The sequence below is a fragment of the Paenibacillus amylolyticus genome (assembly GCF_050990605.1).
GTDB classification, from domain to species: Bacteria; Bacillota; Bacilli; order Paenibacillales; family Paenibacillaceae; genus Paenibacillus; species Paenibacillus amylolyticus_H.
Window position 1 is genome coordinate 4806856 of sequence record NZ_CP158832.1, and the last position, 20934, is coordinate 4827789.

A 20934-nucleotide genomic window follows, 5' to 3' on the forward strand; every position below is an offset into this window, starting at 1 on the left:
AAGCTGGCTATCCCTGTTCTTATGAAATGTGAGAATAACGAACGTTTGAAGCTCCCTTATTTTACAGCCGCAAGCGGAATGAATTTCAGCTTTTTCAGGGAACCGTTCTGGAACTTGCTGCTTTGGATGTACTCGATGAACGCTTTGGTTGCACCGGTAGGTTGACCTTTGGTCATGTAATATCCGATACCCCATACTTTGTAGGTTTTGTTCAGAACATTTTTCTCTGTAGGTGCCACGCCATTGATGGATACAGCCTTCATTTTGCTCGTTACATAAGGAAGGTCAATATAACCGATCGCATTTGGTGTCGTTTCAATGGTTGTTTTCATATCACCGCTGGAGCCAACTTCTTTGTAGTTGTCGCCTTTGCTCATGAAGTCTTTGCCATCAAGCGCTTTTTGCTGGAAGTTAACCCGTGTTCCGGAACCGAACTTGCGGTTAACAACAACGATGTTGGCGTTCGCACCGCCGACGTCTTTCCAGTTGGTCACTTTGCCGGAGAAGATATCCTGCAATTGTTTTGTGGTCAGACTGCTTACACCCACATTCGTGTTAACAACAGCCGTGAAGACTGTTACCGCTACCGGATTGGCTACCATGCCATCAAACTTCTTGAAGCCAGGTACATCCTTGGAAGCATCCCAGTCCACAGCACCGATGTCAGCAATCCCTTTACGCACTGATTGAGGACCTGTGATGGAACCTGCCGCGGAAGCCGAGATTTTGACTTTTGGGTTATCTTTCTTGAACTCACTTGCAGCCTGGAGGGTTAGCGGAAGCAATGCCGAGGAACCGTTGATGACAATTTTACCTTTCTCTGTACTCTTGGCAGCAGATGCCGTCGTTGCGCCTCCAAGTCCGCCAATTAGGGATACCGCCATAAGCATTGCCGTGAAGGGTTTGATCCATTTTTTCATGTTCATTTAAACTCCTCTCAAATTATAAAATCATTCATATCAACCCGTGCTCACCACTCTTGGATCAAAATCTCACTTCGTAACGGCTCTCCAGCTGCTACCCGCTGGAACCAGAACCCGGCCGTTTTCAATCACGGCGATTTGTGAGCCAGCAACGGTAATGGAAGTTACGTCGGAAGATACCGTGTATAGTTTGGTTTGTTTGCCTGTCACCGTGTCGATGGAAAGAATGACGCTATTGCTTTCATCCTTCGCGGCCAGCACGTACAAGATGCCACCCGACAGAATCGCTTGCTCTACATCCAGATCGCCGTACACCGTTGTAGCCTTCTGGGATGAATCCACAGATTGCAGCGAAGCATTGCCGTCCTCGGACGGTACACTTACGTAGTAGGCTTTCTGCCCGTCAACGGACCATACAAACACTTTGTCATCCGTTGAAGTCGTTAACTGCGCAGCTTCTGGTTTTGTTATTCCGTTGTTATACGAAAATATTTGCTGTTGATTAGCTGAAAAGTCGATAGACACGTTGTCTTCATCTACATTCGTTGCATCAGAGGTAACCTTACCAAGTGTCGTCACCGTGTAGATGAATCTTTTGCCATCTGCAGACACATTCAGGTTTTCTTTGTAATCCACCTTGTCTTCAACCAGTTTCTTAATCGTGCCATCAGCCAGAATCAGACTCGCAATCACTGACCCTTTATCTCCTTGCAGGAAATAAATTGTGCTTCCGTCCGCTGACCATACCAATTCCGGTTTGATGCTGGTGTCATTTGTGATCAATCTCGAAGCCTTTGTCTTCAGATCGATAACGTAGACGGCTCCTTCCGCATTCGTATACGCCGCTTGATCACCACTCGGGGAAACGACCAGATCCGACCCGCCATCTGTCGTTAACAACAGCTCGTATGTGCCACTCGTCGTATTCACGAGATAGTCCGTTCGTCCATTGTCATCGCTCTTGGAGACAATCAGCTTGTCCGCTCCGGCAAAACGAGGATTCTCCGCACCTTCGATAAGCGCTACCGTGCTCACCTCGAGCATTCCGCTTCTCTTGACGATTGTACCGCCAACGCTGGACACCAATGGCCGAAGCGCAACGTAGCTTGTACCTCCAATGATGGTAACCGGTTGATTCAAATTCACTTTGTTGCCATCCACCAGAAGTTGTTTCGCATTGTTCTGGAGTGTCACCGTGTGACCATTTAGCTTGATCACCGTCGTTCCACGTTGTACTTCCGCTTGCGCGCCAATGGCCTTGATCACATCACGAAGCGATACAAGTGTCTCGCCATTCTTCACGATGGAACGCACGACGACGCTGTTACCGTTTATTGTAAGCGTGGAGTTTTGCACCTGTGCTGCACTCGCTACAGGTTTCACTACAGGAGCAGCCGATACTGCACTGACCACAGAAGTCGTTAACACTGTGGCTACCATGGACACTACGAACGCCTTTTTCATTGACATTGGCTCTTGTCACCCTTCTTTTTCACATATAATTTGCCTTGTAGGTCGTGCCCTGCTGTCTGGTATGCTGCATGTATCATCAAATATGAGAGCTTGTCTGTCTCATCCCCCCAACCTTCCACGTTCATAGTAAAAATGACCTATCACGTTTGTAATTATAGGAGCGAATTGTAAACGGAAAATCCTGGAATTGTTAGCGTGTTGTCAATGTTTTCATGACCAGCACATTCATATTGTTAAAACAACAAAAGAGCCCGTACATGATGTAGGGGCCCTTGCCGTCATGATATATTTTCTCATACATTACACTGTGGCAAACACCTGATCGAACCCAGCCTTTGACTTGGCGAATAGTTCATTCGTACTAAGATTCGATGCTGGTGCCAGCACCTCCTGAGCCACCACACCGTTGTAACCAATCGCCTGCAGATTTCTCAGAAATCCACCCAGATCTATGGCTCCTTCGCCGGGATACAAGCGCTCGCCATCCTTTAACTCTTCAATCGGCAAATCATAGGCATCATTGATATGCACATGAACAACCTGCTCTTTCTTCAGCTTCAACAGATCTTCCATCGGTAAACCATTCGTATGCCAGTGATAGGAATCTACGAGCAGACCAACATTAGGCGCATGGATCGTCTCGATCCAGTCCAGCGTGTCTTCCACACGCCAGATAAACGGATTCTTCCATTGCGTCCGCAAATGGTGGCATCCCACAAACTCCAGCCCCAACTTAATCCCGTAAGCGTCCAAGATGTCTGCGCAGAGTCTCAAGCGTTTTGTAGCAGCTGCCATAAATTGCGCTGCTGGTTGATCCGTCGAGGGCAAGATATACGTACAACAGCTGTAACAGTCCAGCGAAGCAGAAGCTTCTGCCATAACGACCAACGATTGCAATCCCTCACGAAATTGTTCATCTGTCGTCCGCCACTCTACCGTCAGACCCGATGAACCGATGATCACCTGATTGCTTTCCAGCAGATATTGTGCCTGTTCCTTGCCATACGTTTCAATCAATGAGAGCGGATTCAAATCTACAGATCCGAATCCATGCTTGGCCGCACCAGTGATATATTGTTCATCAGACTCGATGTTGCCCAGTCCCGCATTCGTTAACCCTCTAATCATGCCAATCTCCTCCCGTGACTCGTCTGAAATTGCAGCTTGTTTATCGTATTCTTTATCATTTTATAATAGCAGTACTCTCCGATAAAGAAAGCATCAAAAAAGAGCTGCAACACGTTAATGCCTCAGACTTAGGCTTCAATGCTACACAACCCACCATTGATCCTTCAAGTTCAATAATCTGTGTCTGCGCAGGGTCGAATGTATTGCGGAAACGTTCACGCACCTTCACATCATCGTACCTTCCCAGCCTGGTTAGATCATCGTATAGTACTAACGCACGCAAATCAGCGAGTTGTTCTTGGTCTGCCTGTACAGCTTGACGCATTGTTATTGGGCTCATTTGTTAAATTCCTTTCCATTCGAGACACGTTAGATTTGAATGTCTTATCGCACTATAGAACACTAAAAATCATACCTTTGGCAGCCCACTTGAGCAACATCGGATTTTAGAACGCATTATTTTTTCAAACATATTAAACTCCGCATAAAATAAAAAAAGCCCAAAAAGGACGGTGCAGTCTTGCTTATACAAATAAGCGAACCCACAGCCATCCCTTCTGGGATATACATTATTTCAGAAAACTATGAAGCATGTGAAACTTGTGCCGCATGTTGCAATGCTTCCAGACCCAATGCGAGCGCACCACACAAGCCTGCATGCTGGCCCAATCCGGGCTGCACAATATATTGGTCGATATGTTGTGTGATTGGGGCTGCATTCACATAACCATTGAGATTCCGCACTACCTGCTCCCGGATCATAGGAAACAGATGATCTTGCTGCATCACACCACCGCCCAAGATGATCTTCTGCGGTGAATGAAGCAAGATGGCCGTTGTAATCGACTCCGCAATGTAAAAGGACTCAATCTCCCACGCCGGATGATCTGCCGGCAGTTCACTGCCAGGGATCTGCCAGCGAGCTTCAATGGCTGGTCCTGCAGCCATACCCTCCAGACAATCGCCATGATATGGGCATAATCCGGCAAAGTGATCTTCTGGATGGCGTCTTGTGCGAATATGTCCACCCTCGGGATGTAACAATCCGTGTACTCTTTTGCCCCCTGCCACAAGTCCGACACCAACTCCTGTGCCAATCGTGTAATATACACAGTTATCCAGCCCTTGCGCCGCTCCCCACGTCACTTCACCAAGCGCGGCAGCATTCACATCCGTATCCCATCCAAAAGGAACTGGAAATTCATGCTTCAAGGTTCCAACCACATTACAGTTTCCCCACCCAGGCTTAGGTGTCGTCGTAATATAACCGTAGGTGGAACTATCCGGTTGCAGATCAATCGGACCAAAAGAGCCGATCCCCAGGGCTTCCACATCTTTATCCCTGAAATAGTCGATCACCTTGGCAAGAGTGGTCTCCGGATGTTCTGTTGGAAAGCTGATCCGATCTTCAATCTGTCCATGCTCATTACCTACACCACATACAAACTTTGTTCCGCCCGCTTCTATGGCTCCAATACGCATTGTTCTGGGCTCCTTTCCTTCATTACAATTAACCTTTAGCCTTGGTTGGTGATATCTCATAGATATGAAGTGAAGAGAAGACCAGATCAGTATTTTCGGCATGAGCAGAGATGCTCTTGGAATCCACATCCGGATAGATCAGATCCGTAATAACCGCCTGACCATCATTTGCAAATACCTCCACAGATGAATGATCTACAAAGATACGCAAACTTTGATTCGCACTCGGTGCCTTTAACTCAGCTGTATGACGGCTCAGGAAATGTTCATGAAAATCGCCGATACCCGATCCACTACGATCGATATACACTTCCCCTCGGTTGGCGTCTACGCCAACGAGTGTTTCGTTGTCAGCTCCGCTTCTTAAGGCAAAATGGAACGACTGATTTGGAGTCCACTCTGCATGGATCTCATAGTTCACTATTTGCAAAGCGTTCAACTGCTCACTCACTTGCTGAATCGAAGTATCCTGTAGGGACAATAATGGCGTACGGGCTTGCTTGAGCTCACGCGCAGGACGTTGAATCAGTATTACTTCTCCGGCTCTTGTCTCCAGTGACAGCTCCCGTGCAATGGTCATTGCTCCACGATAATCATTGGTTGGCGTCTGGTTGGCATACATCCAGTTGCTCATCCACCCCATAAACAGGCGTCTGCCGTCTTCAGCCGGAATGTCTGACCAACTAACTCCCGCATAGTTATCCCGGCCATGATCAATCCAGCGAACCGTATGGGATGCCTCATCTGGGACAAATGTACTTCCATCAAAATCTCCGGTAAAATATTGTGTTCTGGATCCTTCTTTAAAAGCAGGATCTGCACCGATGCTAACGAGCATCACCCATTTCACCTGCTCTGAATCTCCATCCACTGCAAGCGGGAACAGGTCCGGGCATTCCCACACGCCATCGTGTGAACCGATCCCTTCGCCAAATTCACTTCCTAGCGTCCAATCCTTCAGATTGGGAGATCGGTACAGACATACCGTTTGACCACAAGCGATAATCATAATCCATTCCTTGGTCTGCTCATGCCAGAACACTTTGGGATCACGGAAATCTACAAAGGACTCATGCTTTAATACCGGATTACCCTCGTATTTAGCCCAGGTTCTGCCGTTGTCTTTGCTATACGCCAGACTCTGACGCTGAACAGGATGCTCATTTGGTACTTCCAGATGATGTGTAAAAATAGCTACCAACCCCGGCTCATCTTCGAAAAATCCGGAAGTATTGTTCCAGTCTACCACCGCACTGCCGGAGAAAATCATGCCATGTTCATCCGGTGCCAGAGCTACAGGAAGTTCCTCCCAAGTGACGAGATCTCGGGTTACCGCGTGACCCCAATGCATCGGTCCCCATGTCGTACCAAACGGATGGTACTGGTAGAACAAGTGATACTCCCCATTGAAAAACACCATGCCGTTTGGGTCGTTCATCCACTTCTCTTTCGGTGAAAAATGGTATTCATTTCTGTAATCTTGTTTAAGAATTGTCGACATTATGGTTTCTCCTCCGTACTTTTCTTTATTTGTTATTACGGTCATATCCCGCTTGTTTAATCTGTAGCCATTCTTGCAATCCAAGGCGATCCAACTCTTTCAAGTAAGCATCCCATTCCTGATCTATTTTCCCGTTCTGATACCATTCTGTACGCAGACGTAACACGTAGGCGAAGAGATCGGTCTCAATCGTGGACAATCGATCCAGTTCATCAATGGAGAAGAACACACTTGGATATACGTTCTCCGCTTTCATATGCGGAACCATAACCTTGTCGAGAAGTTCCATCCGCCAAGCCGCATCTTCCGGTTTGGTTGTGTATTTGTCATAATAACTGTCGAGAATGGCCAATGGTCCTGCGATACTGGTTTTTTGTCTAAGTTCCACAGGTGCAGATCCTTCCAGCGGAAGATGCTTCAGCATCCCTTTGGCTTCATCGAATTCAAAAATATTTTGCTGACTCTCATCTCCATAGGTACCCCAGTTGTTCTGTACGGATTGGAGCGGATCGTACAATTGGTCTACCCACTTCGCTGTGGATTCCAGGTTTTTATTGCTGCTGGTGATGACCATGCGACCACGATCAAGCCCAATCCCGTTTGTTCTTGTGACATTAACTTCGCCGTTAGGTCCAGCAACCGGAGGCAGAACATCATACGTATCATTCATGCCTGTAATGTTAGCCTTATCCCAAGTGAAGTACATGCCGTACTTGTTGTCCTTGCCTTTCGCAAGATACGTGTTCCAATCCTGCTGATACGACTCAACATCGACGAGACCTTCCTGAACCAGCTCATGAATGTATTTAACCGCTTCCTTGTAGCCTTCATCAGCTGCCGTGAAGACCACTTTCCCATCATTGGTTACCACGGTATGATCCCAGTTCTCTCCGAGTCCAAATGCCGCAAAGAGGAATGTTAGATCTTCTCCGCCCGGTTTGTTAATGAAGGATAACGGAATTTCGTCTGCCTTACCGTTGCCGTTAGGATCTTGGGTTTTGAACGCGATCAATACTTCTTTCAGTTCTTCGGTTGTCGTTGGCATCTTCAGTCCAAGCTTGTTCAGCCATTCCACATTAATCCAGGGCAAGTTATCCACTGCCTGAATCCGTTGTTTGCCACTTCCGAGTTCTTCAATCCATGGGAATGAATAGATATGTCCGTCTGGAGCCGTGATCATGCTCTTGTATTCGGGAGCTTCCTCCAGCACCTTTTTCAGATTGGGCATGTGTTGTTCAATCATGTCCTCAAGTGGAATGATCGCCCCGTCCTTCGCCAGTTTCAGGAGATCATAATCCCCGTAACCTGCATCAAAAATGGCATCCGGCAAATCACCGCTGGCCACCGCCAGATTTCTTTTTTCTGCAAACACATCACTCGTATAGTTCTTCCAGTTGATATGCACATTGGTTTTCTCTTCGAGTCGCTTGTTAATCAACTTGTCGTTCGGATCAGCGGGAGCCAGCGGAGAGCTCTGTGTTATAAAATTCAATGTCACCTTGCCATCAGGTGATTGCGCCTCACTAGCCGCGCCGCCTCCACCCCCGCCACAGGCGGTTAGAAAGAGCATTGCAGATAACATGGAAATGGATGCCGTTGTAACGGCTTTTCTGGACTTGTTCACTTTTTTCATAATAATGACCTCCATGAGTTGGATTGGATCAACTTACTGTATCGCAGGCTGTTCACTATTTGAGGGAACCGACCATGACACCTTTTTCGAAATACTTCTGGAAGAACGGGTACATGATGATGAGTGGCAGACTCGAAATGACAATCGCTGAGTATTTAATCATCTCGGAGAGCCGTTTCAGTTCTGCCATCGCAAGCTGATCACTGATCATGCCAGGTGCAGCCTGATTCTGAATCAAAATGGAACGCAGAACGAGCTGTAACGGATGCAGTTTCGGATTATCCAGATAGATCATTGCATCAAAATAGGAATTCCATTGCCCAACGAACGCATAGAGGGAGAGTACAAAAATGATCGGTTTCGACAACGGAATGACGATCTGGAAGAAAATCTTCATCTCAGAGGCGCCATCCACGTTTGCAGCTTCTTTCAGTTCTCGAGGGACTCCTTTGAAAAAGGTTCTGGAGAGAATGATGTTCCAGACGTTAACGGCTCCAGGGATAATGATCGCCCACACCGTATCCAGCATGCCGAGATTACGTATGAGTAGATAAGTAGGGATTAATCCCCCGCCGAAGAACATGGTAATGATAAAGATAATCATGAAAAATCCACGTCCCGCGAGCCTATCATCCGACAATGCATAACCTGCAAATATGGATACGGTCACGGTGATCAGTGCAAAGGAAACCGAGTACAATACCGCATTAGCAAACCCCCGAATCATGGCTGGATTGGACAAAATCATCTGATATCCGTCCAAACTCCAGTCCGATACATTAAAGGACAGTCCACGATTCAGTAACACCGTGGGGTCCATGAATGAGGCGATAACAATATAAATCAGGGGAACAACCACAACCAGTACAGCACAGGTGAGAAAGATGGCATTGAGTGTGAGGATCAATCGATCCATTCCCGTGTGTTTAACAACCATGGATAATACTCCTTTCCTAATAGAGGCCTTCGCCTTCATTCAATTTCTTCACAATCAGATTCACCGTCACCAGCAAAATCACATTGATAACCGAGTTGAACAATCCAACTGCCGCAGAATAAGCGTAATCTCCAGACTGTAGACCCACCTTGTAGACATACGTGGCAATAATCTCGGAGGACGGCAGGTTCATGGACGTCTGCATCAGATAGGCCTTCTCAAATCCAATGGACATAATCCCGCCAGCTGCAAGGATAAAAACGATGGCCATAATCGGACGAATTGTTGGAAGGTCAATGTGGCGAATACGCTGAAGGAGATTGGCTCCATCCAGATTAGCCGCATTGTGAAGCTCCGGATCAACATTGGCCAAAGCCGCAACGTATATGATGGAAGCCCAGCCGGCTCCGGTCCAGATATCGGACAAAATGTAGATCCAGCGGAAATATTCCGGTTCAGACATGAACATGATTGGCTGACCTGTAATCCATGTGGCTAATTGATTAATTGGCCCTGTCGGTGAGAGGAAGATGAACAGCATACCCACAACCACAACAACCGAGATGAAATTGGGTGCGTACAGAAACAATTGAATATTTTTCTTGATGCCAGCTTTGCGTACCTGATTCAGCATGAGTGCCAGTAAAATGGGCACCGGGAAACTGAATATCAATCCCAAAAAGCTGAGTTTAAGCGTATTCATTAAAATGATATCGAAATTGGGTGAAGCTATAAATTTCTCAAAATGCTTCAGTCCTACCCAATCACTACCCATGATGCCTTTGATCGGACTGAAATCCTTAAACGCAATGATGGCTCCGTACATCGGAATGTACTTGAAGATCAGAGTCAAAATTAAGGCTGGTGCAAGCAACATATATAAAAAGTAATTTTTTTTGAGCTGCTGCAACCTATGACCACTCGTCGTCCTCACTTTCAGTACCCTTCCCTCGCCCTTTTTGCTGTCGGCTATGTTATCCAACACGATACCCCCGTTCATTCTAGAAGTTGACAATTGTTTTCAGTAAGGGCTTTCAATATTTACAATTGCCTATTTATTAATTTACAATTTATCAGGTTTCAACGGATTTAGTCAATACGTTTTGTAAAAAAATATTTGTGCATTTGATCATTTTATCTTTGCATAAATGTAACTAAAGAGGATTAAATTGCATTAAATTGCTTATATACAGCACTGAATCGTTAATATTCACATAGATATTTCTATATCATTACTGTAATAGGTCATCGTTGTTACACGAGTTAACGAAACTTCTGGAACAATGATAAAAATAGAATTCGCCTATCTAAATGTAAATACAATTGTGCATTTGTAAAACAGAGATTGCTATTTGTCCCGTTCTATTATACATTTGACTTAGAGAAGAATATGGATGACTATTGATGATTAGAGGTGAAGCATTAGATGGCAAAGGAAAAAGTCACGATACAAGACATCGCTGATGCTTTGGGGATCTCCAGGAATACGGCTTCCAAAGCATTAAACGATAGTGGAAACATCCCGGATGAGACTAGAAACCGTGTAATTAAAAAAGCAATTGAACTTAAATATAAACAGTTCGCCTATATGGACAATGAGCATGTTCTAACCAAGGCCCCGGGCAATATCGCCCTGTTAACTGAAAACCTGCCGAATACATCTCACTTTGGTTCGTTGTTAATCAGTGGTTTGGAGAGAAGAATCAGTGCGGAGGGATACAATCTCTCGATTCATATCGTGCGTGAAGACGATCAAGATACACTTACACTTCCCAACAATTTTGATATAGCCAAGGTAGACGGCATTATTTGCATTGAATTATTTGATCTGGAATATACAAAGCTGATTACCAATCTCGGCATTCCTACGATCTTTATTGATTGCGCTGCCAACATATGTTATCCCGATTTCCAAGCAGATCTGCTCCTTATGGAGAATGAACATAGCATCTATCAAATAACCAAAAGATTAATTGAGAGCGGCTACACAAGTATTGGATTCGTCGGAGATTACAATCACTGCAAGAGTTTTAATGAACGCTGGGTTGGATATCACCGTGCTATGCTGGAGGCGGGGTTGGAAGTTGACCTGTCCCATTGTATCCTGGATAATGATCGCCTGTGTTTCTCCAAGCCAGGATGGTTGAACCAGCGAGTGGCAGAGCTGGCATCACTACCTTCCGCTTACGTATGCGCTAATGACTTTATAGCTGTCGATCTGATCAGGGCGTTAAAAGACAGAAATATCGCTGTGCCACAGGATATTGCGATATGCGGATTCGATAATGCACCCCAATCTCGAATTATTGAGCCAGCATTAACGACAGTTCACATTTATAGCAATGAGATGGGCATTAAGGCTGCGGAGACGCTGTTATCCCGGATTAATAGCCCCACACAACCTTATCAGGTATCGCACATTGTGACCAAACCCATCATCAGGGAGTCCACGCCAGCAATCATGGCCGATCATTCTCAGATGGTTCATTCTTCTGCAAAATAAAAAAAACCGTATGTCTCACGAGTAACAACTCGTGAGACATACGGTTTTTTGTGATTTCAATTAGGTTTCAACTTGATTGTATGGAAACTCAATCCTGTCCATCGCGGCCTAGAATAGGAATCCTCTCGCAATTAGATCTCTTTCAAGATACCTTTTACCAGCCCGATAAAGGTTGTTTTCACTTGTGCAGCCACTTCAATGACTTCATCATGACTTAACGGCTGATCCAGAATACCACATGCCATGTTGGTCAGACAGGAAATGCCTAATACCTTCATGCCGCCATGGATGGCAACAATGGCTTCAGGTACCGTGGACATACCCACTGCATCCGCACCCATCGTACGAATCATGCGTATCTCGGCTGGTGTCTCATATGCCGGGCCACTCCACCATGCATAGACACCTTGCTGTAGACCTACATTCTGCTCTTCTGCAACCTTAAGCGCAATGCTGCGCAGTTCCCGATTGTATACCTGTGATACGTCCGGGAAACGCACACCCAGTTCAGCATTATTCGGTCCCATCAACGGGTTATTGCCTACCAGGTTAATATGATCTGTAATGAGCATCAGTTGTCCCGGCTCAAAACTTGTGTTGATTGCTCCGCAGGCATTGGTGATAAGCAATTGTTCAACACCCAACGCTTTCATAATGCGAACCGGGAACGTCACTTCGTCCAATGTAAAACCTTCATAATAATGAAGGCGGCCTTTCATCGCTACAACCGTTTTGCCCATCAGTTCACCAATAACCAATTCATTGGCATGACCGATAGCCTCCGATTGGGCGAAATACGGAATATCTGTATACGGGATAACGGTCGCATTTTCAATCTCGTCTGCGAGCGCTCCCAATCCCGAACCCAGGATCATGCCTACGGCAGGCTTGGTATGAATTTGGTTTAATATGTAATCTCTTGCTTCCTGAATATGTGCGGATTGATGCATAATGATATCCTCCTGATGATATGAATTGAGTTAATGAAAACTCGAAAACGGAGTTAATGAGGTGCTACTCATCAAGTGTAATGAACAATGGTCTTGATGTAAATGGAAGCTGTTCTATATACAATAAAAAAACGACCCTATGCTCCAGAATCGTTTAAATTTAAAAACATGGACATACCCTATTCCAATGTATATTTGTTTCTACTTTTCACGTAATCGATCAGCATGATCAGTAACAGCATGAATGTAGCAAACATCAGCGGTTGGGCAAAAGTACCCTCTTCAAAAATATAATAACTAAATATAAAATTTCCGGCAAAAGTAATTAAATAGTTTCGGATGCAATCCATCTTCTCATCTCATTTCAGGAAAGAATTTGGTTCACCATTTCTTCAACCTTATCACGAAATTCCTTTTAATACCATATTTTTATCATCCAGACCAATCAACGCCTCTGTCATTCACGAGATTGCCGTACTGTATAATCTATATTGAGTACAGCAAAAAATCGGCCACACCGTGACCGATTCTCTCCACTTACCCGATGTTCAAGACACAGGGTTAATGATACGCCAAAATGATTCCTTTGGCTGCAACTGCTGATCAAAAACAAAAGGCCAATTTTTGCGTCCACGTACCGGGAAATGGTCCAGCCAGGTATAATTGTCCGCTACTCCCCAGAAAGTTACAGAGGTAATGGATGATTTGTACTCACGGAACAAATTGAAGATTTCTTCATAACGACGTTCCTGCAACTCGGCCATTTCCGGCGTGGGTGCAGTAAGATCGGTTCGACGATCCTCATAACGGAACACAGACATATCGAGCTCTGTAACATGCAACTGTACATCGAGTGAAGCATAACGCTCAATAGCCATTCGGATCTCCTCAATCGAAGGACCATGAATATTCCAATGTCCCTGCATGCCTATTCCATGTACAGGTGCTCCCTTGTCCAGCAAAGACCGAACCAGATTGTATATTTTTTCCCGTTTGACCGGATCCGTCTCATTGTAGTCATTATAGAAAAGAAGGGCATTGGGATCTGCTTCATGAGCCATGCTGAATGCTTGCAGCAAATAGTCTTCTCCCACTAGCTGTAGCCACTTCGTGTCCCGCATGATTAGGTCGGTCTTATCTTCAATCGCTTCATTGACGACATCCCATGCATATATTTGCCCTTTATATCGACCTACGACTGTATCAATATGCTGCTTCAATCGAGATAATAACAATTCTCTGGAAGCAGGAGCACCGGAGCTATCCTCAAAGACCCATTTCGATGTCTGATTGTGCCAGACAAGGGTATGTCCGCGAACCCCAATAGCTTGAGCAACAGCAAAATCAACAATTTTATCTGCCGCATCGAACACATAACGATCCTCTTCCGGGTGAATTTCTTCGAATTTCATCTGATTTTCAGCCGTGATACTATTGAAGTGTTTGGCGATGAAATCCCCTTCGGACTGCAACATTCTGGTATGTACAGCAGCACCTATTTTGAACGTATTAGCGTACGTAGCATGTAGTGATGGAATTTCGGTTGGCATTTACAATTCCTCCCTGCCATTTTTAATCCATCATATCGTTTGTTGAATGCGCTTACAATGAACAAATTATACTTCTTCCCCCTCATATTTAACTATTTATGATCCTGGGCCCTGTTCGCACAACAAAAACACCTCCACGTTTGTTCCACTGCTCATCGTAACAGAACATTTCTCGGAAGGTGTTTTGTGATTGTGATGTTCAGTTAAATTCAACTCATGACAAAGAGGAAATGAAACGTTACAGCTTGTCTACCTGTAACAAGGTCACCTGTTTCACTGTGCATGCCGGATTAATTTGCTCCTCGGACAGAATGTTCAACTTAATCAGGCTTTTCAGCTTATGGCTGTCTACCTTGGATAACAATCGCCAGATGTCCGGGTCTGGAAGAGAAGCATACAGCTTCTGATCATCGTATTCCTTCCGATTCTGCAGCACTGTTTTCACGGTGTAACCACCAAACTGCGTCTCATAGACCCCTTGTTCTGCACAATACGCGACAATCTCATCTCGTAGTACAGACAACTGCTGCTCAATATCTTTTTGCTGCTGCTTCAGGTCAAAGTACGTTTGTACTTTCTGCTCCATATCGATCACGCTCCTCTACTATCATAGGTATGCGAGGATCGCTAGTTTAGGACTGGCTGTTTATTTTATTTAAGCAGCAGGTGTTCATTCAAATATGGATTATGGACAGCCATGCTGTGAACCCTTTCCATTACATCTGTCCCCATGGGTACATCCCCAACGCGCCTTAACAGAATCCAGCGCAGGCAAGCTACAGCTTCAAAAACCTGCTCCTCTTCCAGCGTGTACGTATAACTTGCAGAACGTGCAAACTTAGCGCGATACATGTCGCCGTAACTTTCCCCATTATAGATGGTGATCAGAAACACAGACCATGCCATATCGTACCTTGGATCACCGTACTGCCCATTAGTCCAATCGATGATGGTGTAATGGTTGTCCATCTCAAGAATGTTTCCCAGATTATAATCACCATGAATCAAATGGTCCTGTCTGATCTGGACCTGCTGGATCAAGTTTGCCAGAAGATCATTTATATCGTCATGTAATTCAATTTGAGGAAAAAAGTATTGAACAAAATCGTACCTGAATATGTATTCCTCATCTTCTCCAGTACTCACTTCATTCACCGGATAACGATGGACCTCCATTAATCGCTCAGCCAAATGTGTCAGTTTGGTTTGTGTTAATTGGGTTACTGGGGCTCCATCATAACTCGTTAACAACACTTGATTCTGTTGGTCGTCCAATCCCCAACCGTAGGGTTTGGAAACACGAATTCCACTTTGATAAAGCTTGGACAATAATCGATATTGTTTGGCGATATCCGGTTTAGAATCCTTGTCCCAGACTTTCAATACGTACCGCTGATCATCCATTTCGATTCTCATCACACTCGCTTCCAGTCCAGGTGGCAAGGGAATGATCTGAACCTCCTGTTCCATCCCCTGCCGGATACGTTCATCCAGTTCTTTCCAATTCATCTGGCTAAGTTGTTGAATTGTCATCATTTCCCCTTCTTCCATGTTATGACCGCCTCTCCTGTTAGTCAGGTATAATTAGGCCTTTACCAATGACATTGGCGGATACCGGCTGCTTGCCCAATTCTCTGGCCCATACCGACAGCTGTCCCATATGGTGAATCTCATGGGCGATCACATGTCGCATAACTTCTCCCCATGAATCTGTACTGGCCCTGCCAGCTGAGCGATGATCAATATAAGCTCTTTTTTCCATACTCGAGTCCCATGCTGTAACAAATGCCTCCACATCAGGTCGTAACTTGCGATCGAGTCGCCTTACCGCCTCAAGATTCTGGTAGTTTGCAAAATCTTCTGCATCATCCGGTTTGCCCTGAAGTAACTGAAGCCAGCTCCACTCTACATCAATGATATGAAATAACGTTTGTAATATGTTGCCTACTCCGCCCGTGCGAGGCCGAAGCAATTCTTCAAGCGGTACATCCTCACACCACACATACCATTGCTCACGCACGATCCAGTTGTAACGAAAGAAAGTTTCCATTGGTATATTCCCCTTTTCATTGGTGCTTTCAAAACGATAGGATCAGTCTACTTCTTTGAACGATCTACTCTTTTTTTAATATAAAGGATGACGTTATAAATAATTAGCACATTCAACAAGTATTCAAGAATATTGATGTTTACTGTAAACACATACCATATCGTATCGTCTGGCTTCGCATGGTGATAATCCGTGAAGAACCTGAATGGGAACCCGTATTCTGTTCGAGGCGTTCCTTCCGTATATGCTCTTCCTGGGATAATAATAGCTAACACAGCGAACCAGGCAGAGAGATTAAGTATTCTTTTATGGATGTTCAATACATCTACTCCTCATTCATCTGTAACGGGATCTTTACCAAAGTACGTCCCCTCCAACTTTTGATCCAAAAAGTCTCTTAAGTCCTTTTGAACAAGTATATATTTCGAACTTCTATTAAATCTGCTGTTTTTGGATACAATAATCTGTTTCCGATTGTATTGAATTGTAATTTCAGCGTTATGCTTTAATCTCAAAGCAATTCCTGCACTAATGCTTCCTGTGACATCATCTACTGGTATTTTGGCCGATTCCGGGGCTGCATTCAACCAGCCAACTATACGGCTAATGTCTTCTTTACTTAACGTAACATTGTCAATCCTAGTGTGTGATCCACCGTCGCCTGTCCTGGTGTACACGACTATGTTCATCTCTGTGCTTATCACTTGATTTCTCGAAATCGGCTTATTCGGATCAGGGTTACTCGTGAATAGAAAATATAGAAAAATGATTGCCGCACCTATAATAAGCCAGAGTCGTCTACGTTTTTCTGGCATTACAACACATTCTCCGTATCCACCACGTTGGCAAACAATATCAGTACCGTATTGTGATGTTCAATAATCTGCTCCGCTTGAAGCGTCTTTGAATGCCATGTGCTGTGCGCATCTTGAACCAGATTGACCGTGTAACCCAAACTGTACGCTCTGCGGCAAGTCGTGTCTATACATACTTCGGTCTGCACACCCGTGAGGATCAACTCCGTTACGCCATTTTCTTGCAATTTCAGATGCAGATCGGTTTCGTGAAATGAATCCGGTGTCTCTTTTTCGATAAAGAGGTCACCAGCTATAGGTGCAATGGACGGATGAATGGCCCAACCCGGAGTTCCTCGTTCCAGTGGACTGCCTGCCCCTTCGCTGTGCTGGATATATATGATGGAATGCCCTGCTTCACGGGCCTTGGCAATTAACACCTGGATCTTCTGAAGCAAACGTTCCCCTTGATATACGGGATCTGCTTCATCAAACATCGCTACCTGTACGTCAATGATTAGAAGTGCACAATGCGTTTTCATCTTACTTTCCTCCTGACGAATCAATATAATTTAACTCTTTCTTCTTCGTACCTTTAACAAAACTTCCAATCCCATATCAATCAGTACAAATAGGATAGCGGCAAGAACGCCAAATAAGGTCAGAACTAACGTCTCTTTGAAATCCAAGATTGCTTCTCCTGCGCCCATGACCAGATAATAAATAAACATGCCCAAAACTCCAGCACATGCATAACTCAATATCCTCGTACTTAGATACAACACATGATTAGGGAATTGTATTCGGCTGAGCAGATAGTCCAGCAATATTGATAAAGGTAGCCCGATCAATACGATCAGGGGAGTCGCGTATACCAGATAAATAACAATGTAAAAATCAAAACTGTACGATTCATTCATCGATATGATACTTGCAGCCAAAGTAAAACAAATGATGGTTAGAACGGTTGTTATCAGCTTTCTTCCCATGTTCATCTCATCACTCCAATACAGTTATCTCTATTCATTGGATGTGCTCATGCGTCAGATTTTGCCGGCTGCCATCCGATCTCTTGAGACCAACGATGTGCTCTCTGTAATATGCTCCACACCATTGGCCCTTTTCCTTCAACATATTTGGGACGCTGATCTTTATACAATGACATGAGTCTGTGCTTTTCTTCTGCATATTTCAAACCATCTTCTGGATGCTCCCTTAAATAGTCTCTGAACAGCAAGGTCATCTGTTCGGAGAAACTGCCTGCCTGTCTAACGTGTATATGTATCCTCCTGCTTCCGGGTTCTTCACGAAAGTAACGTTTAGTCTTATCTGGATTTTCTGCTCTGAATACAAATCCCACTGTTTCGATCTCATGTTTGTAGTCCAACAAATTTTCATACTGGGAAACAGATATTTGTATATCTATGATGGGTTTGGCATCTATTCCAACAATTGAAGTGGACCCAACATGGTCAATCCGCAGAGCCTTTTCTCCTAACGCTTCCCTTAATTTCGAACCCGTTTCGAGAAACAAATTACGCCATGCCGGGTCATACTTTGCAATTCTCCATTGATCCTCCATACAACTCCTCCTTGGTTATCCAATCAAGCTATATAATTAAATAACACGTTCTTCCGACCTTTTGTTACATGTAGATTATTTAAAGATGCCGTATAGAGATCATGCAAAATCATCATTGTTTATTCCCAGATCTATTTGTTTTCTGGATTCAATCATATATTCGTATACATCATCAATTTCTGTTATGCCCTTAATATTCTCTTGCAACAGTTCAATAATTAATTTATGATCACTCTCTCTCATGCTTATATCTTCCATAAAGTTATCGTTATAGTCATTCATAAAATCTAATTTGTTCTTATAAAATCGAAATCTTTCCAACACATATACTTCCTTAAGATTAATAAATAATGCCACAAAATCCTTAAAGTTTCTGGCCACTAAAGTTACTTGATTACCAAACGCCGTAGGTTGAATAAAGATAACCGGAGCTTCTTCCAAATCACTAATGGATCTGTTAAACGTGAAAAAAGCAAAATGGTCACCATCTGCCCCTGTTCTTCCAAATATGATGGCATCATCTGGCGTACAATAGTATCGATCATCATCATTGTTAAAACTAATATAAAACCCCATATAATCATGAAGGGTCGCATCATGTTGTTTACGTAATTCCTTATCTATTTGAACGATGCCTTCCAAAGATTCTGGCATTTTATAATGTACTTCCATGTTTGCATACCTCTCTTCTATTGACATTTATTGATAGATCTATATTTTGACACAAATAAAAAAAAAGAGAAGGACCCTTAGGCCTTCCCTTAACTTCTTAATGATATTCACATTTGAAATTGGTAAACTCAGCCGAAGCATCTTGCCCACTCGCGTATAACCCAATAAATACGCCTGTAAAACCTCCTGCCACCTCCGAAGAAAGGTATCTCGTTTGTGCCGTGCCTAGCAGAATCTCTTCACCATCTGCTTGAAACAGGAAGCTGTAGCGTTCCTGGCTTGAGCGGATGACCAGCGTTGCATGCTGTTTATTTCCCAGATCCACTTCGTGTTCTATCGATTTGACATCACCGATATTTAGACGCTCGATCACCTTATAACCATCCTGCTGCCCACGAATAGCCACTTCATAATGATGATTCTCATCCATGTAGATCGTGATTCCAGCTTCTCCACTCGTCACACCGACATCGACTGAAATTGCGGCATTAAAGTCTTTTTGACGTAACCCAATGAACGTTGGGGATGCCGGAACGTCCAGCGTTACATCGGTTCCTGTTAGCGTAAGCTTATCTGATTCAAGTTGATAATGCTCTGTATTTGGATGACGAAGGTAACACCAGTCGAGGTTCCAGTCTGTATTTTCAAACGTATAATGCTTCTTGTCCTGCTGGATCACCGTGTCCGGGAACCGATTAGTCTCAAAACTCGTCAGCGTTGTGCCTTCATGCCCGGCTGTAAACCATCCGTCTTCATCAAACGTAATCGGAGTCAGAAATACTTCTCGGCCCAGATGATGGTACGTAGCCCATCTGCCAATCTGTCGGAATCCCAGGTGGAAGAGCCACCAGTTCCCCCGATCATCCTGAACCAGATCACCATGCCCCACACCCTGAAGCTCATAACCGCCCAGATTGCGGTTGGTCAGAACTGGATTGTGCGTATAAGCTTCAAATGGACCTGAAGAAGAAGTGCCCCGAGCGTACGTAACCATATGCCCATATTCGGTGCCACCTTCGGCTGCAAGCAGGTAATAATAACCGTTCATTTTATACAGATGCGGGCTTTCCAGATATCTTCCACCTGTCCCATTCCATATCGACCGACTTGGGCTAAGTTTGCGGCCCGTTTCAATCTCAATCTCACACTGGACAATCCCTCCAACGCCTTGATCATCCACCCCGTTACTCATAAACAAGGTCTTTCCATCTTCAAAATACAAATCGGGATCAATTCCACCTTGATCCACATAGATAGGCTCAGACCATTCTCCGTAGATATTATCCGTCCAGACATAGAAATTTTGATGCGTCGTATCATTGGTTGTGACCATATAAAAACGCCCGTCATTATGCCTGATCGTTGGTGCAAATACCCCGCCGGAACTGTTCACCGTCTCCAGCTGAATCTGGCTTTTACGAGTCAGGCAGTGACCAATCTGCTTCCAATTCAGTAAATCCTTGCTCTCAAAGAGCGGTACGCCCGGAAAGTATTGAAAAGAACTGCACACCATATAGTATGTATCGTGCACCTTAATCACACTAGGGTCTGGATAGAAACCTTTTACAACAGGGTTATTGTATTTCATTACTCCACTCCATCTCTTATCATAAAATTCATAAATATAAGAATTCAACTTTGTAACAACTATAAAAATTAAACACCATCGGGTATAAACTTGCAATGAATATGGTTTGCATCTTGGAGCTAATTTTATTAAATTAATATATATATGATTTTAGAAGATTGAGGGTAG

Annotated in this window: 21 protein-coding genes; 1 reads left to right on the top strand and 20 read right to left on the bottom strand. The window is 44.4% G+C overall.

Features of this window, described 5'->3' with window-relative positions; translation table 11 throughout:
* Positions 1-56: 56 nt before the first annotated feature.
* The 9 genes from ABTV53_RS21140 to ABTV53_RS21180 all read right to left on the bottom strand — a co-directional run bounded on the left by ABTV53_RS21140 (position 57) and on the right by ABTV53_RS21180 (position 9954).
* Entirely contained in the window at positions 57-920 is an 864-nt protein-coding gene (locus tag ABTV53_RS21140; RefSeq protein ID WP_017686974.1) for a phosphate ABC transporter substrate-binding protein, read from the bottom strand.
* Positions 921-992: 72 nt separating this feature from the next.
* Positions 993-2393 (bottom strand): stalk domain-containing protein, encoded by a 1401-nt coding sequence (locus ABTV53_RS21145; RefSeq protein ID WP_433746119.1) that lies wholly within the window; start codon positions 2391-2393, stop codon positions 993-995.
* A 303-nt stretch (positions 2394-2696) separates the two neighbouring features.
* On the bottom strand, positions 2697-3524 hold the full coding sequence (locus ABTV53_RS21150; RefSeq protein WP_433746122.1) for a sugar phosphate isomerase/epimerase family protein: 828 nt from the start codon (positions 3522-3524) through the stop codon (positions 2697-2699).
* Positions 3525-3579: 55 nt separating this feature from the next.
* The gene (locus ABTV53_RS21155; protein ID WP_433746125.1) at positions 3580-3864 is read right to left on the bottom strand and encodes a hypothetical protein; all 285 of its coding nucleotides are present in this window, start codon (positions 3862-3864) and stop codon (positions 3580-3582) included.
* 242 nt (positions 3865-4106) lie between these two features.
* Positions 4107-5006 carry an ROK family protein gene (locus ABTV53_RS21160; RefSeq protein WP_433746128.1) on the bottom strand — a complete coding sequence of 300 codons (900 nt, stop codon included), beginning with the start codon at positions 5004-5006 and terminating at the stop codon, positions 4107-4109.
* Positions 5007-5034: 28 nt separating this feature from the next.
* On the bottom strand, positions 5035-6507 hold the full coding sequence (locus ABTV53_RS21165) for a glycoside hydrolase family 32 protein (RefSeq protein ID WP_433746131.1): 1473 nt from the start codon (positions 6505-6507) through the stop codon (positions 5035-5037).
* A 25-nt stretch (positions 6508-6532) separates the two neighbouring features.
* Complete coding sequence (locus tag ABTV53_RS21170) at positions 6533-8140, bottom strand: ABC transporter substrate-binding protein (RefSeq protein ID WP_017686933.1); 1608 nt, start codon at positions 8138-8140, stop codon at positions 6533-6535.
* A 55-nt stretch (positions 8141-8195) separates the two neighbouring features.
* Complete coding sequence (locus ABTV53_RS21175) at positions 8196-9077, bottom strand: carbohydrate ABC transporter permease (RefSeq protein WP_433746134.1); 882 nt, start codon at positions 9075-9077, stop codon at positions 8196-8198.
* Positions 9078-9093: 16 nt separating this feature from the next.
* Positions 9094-9954, bottom strand: a complete 861-nt coding sequence (locus ABTV53_RS21180) for an ABC transporter permease (RefSeq protein WP_223200008.1) — start codon at positions 9952-9954, stop codon at positions 9094-9096.
* A 549-nt stretch (positions 9955-10503) separates the two neighbouring features.
* Between ABTV53_RS21180 and ABTV53_RS21185 the strand changes: the two genes are divergently transcribed.
* Positions 10504-11580 (top strand): LacI family DNA-binding transcriptional regulator, encoded by a 1077-nt coding sequence (locus tag ABTV53_RS21185; RefSeq protein WP_433746137.1) that lies wholly within the window; start codon positions 10504-10506, stop codon positions 11578-11580.
* 131 nt (positions 11581-11711) lie between these two features.
* Here ABTV53_RS21185 and ABTV53_RS21190 read toward each other — a convergent pair whose 3' ends face one another.
* From ABTV53_RS21190 to ABTV53_RS21240, 11 genes are all read right to left on the bottom strand, one after another.
* Positions 11712-12530, bottom strand: a complete 819-nt coding sequence (locus ABTV53_RS21190; RefSeq protein ID WP_433746140.1) for a purine-nucleoside phosphorylase — start codon at positions 12528-12530, stop codon at positions 11712-11714.
* Positions 12531-13078: 548 nt separating this feature from the next.
* On the bottom strand, positions 13079-14080 hold the full coding sequence (locus ABTV53_RS21195; protein WP_433746142.1) for an endo-1,4-beta-xylanase: 1002 nt from the start codon (positions 14078-14080) through the stop codon (positions 13079-13081).
* 238 nt (positions 14081-14318) lie between these two features.
* Positions 14319-14666 carry a hypothetical protein gene (locus ABTV53_RS21200; RefSeq protein ID WP_433746145.1) on the bottom strand — a complete coding sequence of 116 codons (348 nt, stop codon included), beginning with the start codon at positions 14664-14666 and terminating at the stop codon, positions 14319-14321.
* Between the two features lie 65 nt (positions 14667-14731).
* Complete coding sequence (locus ABTV53_RS21205; RefSeq protein WP_433746148.1) at positions 14732-15631, bottom strand: aminoglycoside phosphotransferase family protein; 900 nt, start codon at positions 15629-15631, stop codon at positions 14732-14734.
* Positions 15632-15650: 19 nt separating this feature from the next.
* A complete protein-coding gene (locus ABTV53_RS21210; protein WP_433746151.1) occupies positions 15651-16130 on the bottom strand; it encodes a DinB family protein in 480 nt (159 codons plus the stop codon).
* A 332-nt stretch (positions 16131-16462) separates the two neighbouring features.
* Positions 16463-16945: a hypothetical protein gene (locus ABTV53_RS21215; RefSeq protein ID WP_433746154.1), complete on the bottom strand. Its 483-nt coding sequence runs from the start codon at positions 16943-16945 to the stop codon at positions 16463-16465.
* Positions 16945-17466 carry a cysteine hydrolase family protein gene (locus ABTV53_RS21220; protein WP_433746157.1) on the bottom strand — a complete coding sequence of 174 codons (522 nt, stop codon included), beginning with the start codon at positions 17464-17466 and terminating at the stop codon, positions 16945-16947. Before ABTV53_RS21220 ends, ABTV53_RS21215 begins: the two co-directional genes overlap by 1 nt.
* 30 nt (positions 17467-17496) lie before the next feature.
* Positions 17497-17919, bottom strand: a complete 423-nt coding sequence (locus ABTV53_RS21225; RefSeq protein ID WP_433746160.1) for a hypothetical protein — start codon at positions 17917-17919, stop codon at positions 17497-17499.
* 41 nt (positions 17920-17960) lie between these two features.
* Positions 17961-18506 (bottom strand): GrpB family protein, encoded by a 546-nt coding sequence (locus ABTV53_RS21230; protein WP_433746163.1) that lies wholly within the window; start codon positions 18504-18506, stop codon positions 17961-17963.
* A 99-nt stretch (positions 18507-18605) separates the two neighbouring features.
* Positions 18606-19178: a hypothetical protein gene (locus ABTV53_RS21235; protein ID WP_433746166.1), complete on the bottom strand. Its 573-nt coding sequence runs from the start codon at positions 19176-19178 to the stop codon at positions 18606-18608.
* Positions 19179-19275: 97 nt separating this feature from the next.
* Entirely contained in the window at positions 19276-20766 is a 1491-nt protein-coding gene (locus ABTV53_RS21240; protein WP_433746169.1) for a glycoside hydrolase family 43 protein, read from the bottom strand.
* Between the last annotated feature and the right edge of the window lie 168 nt (positions 20767-20934).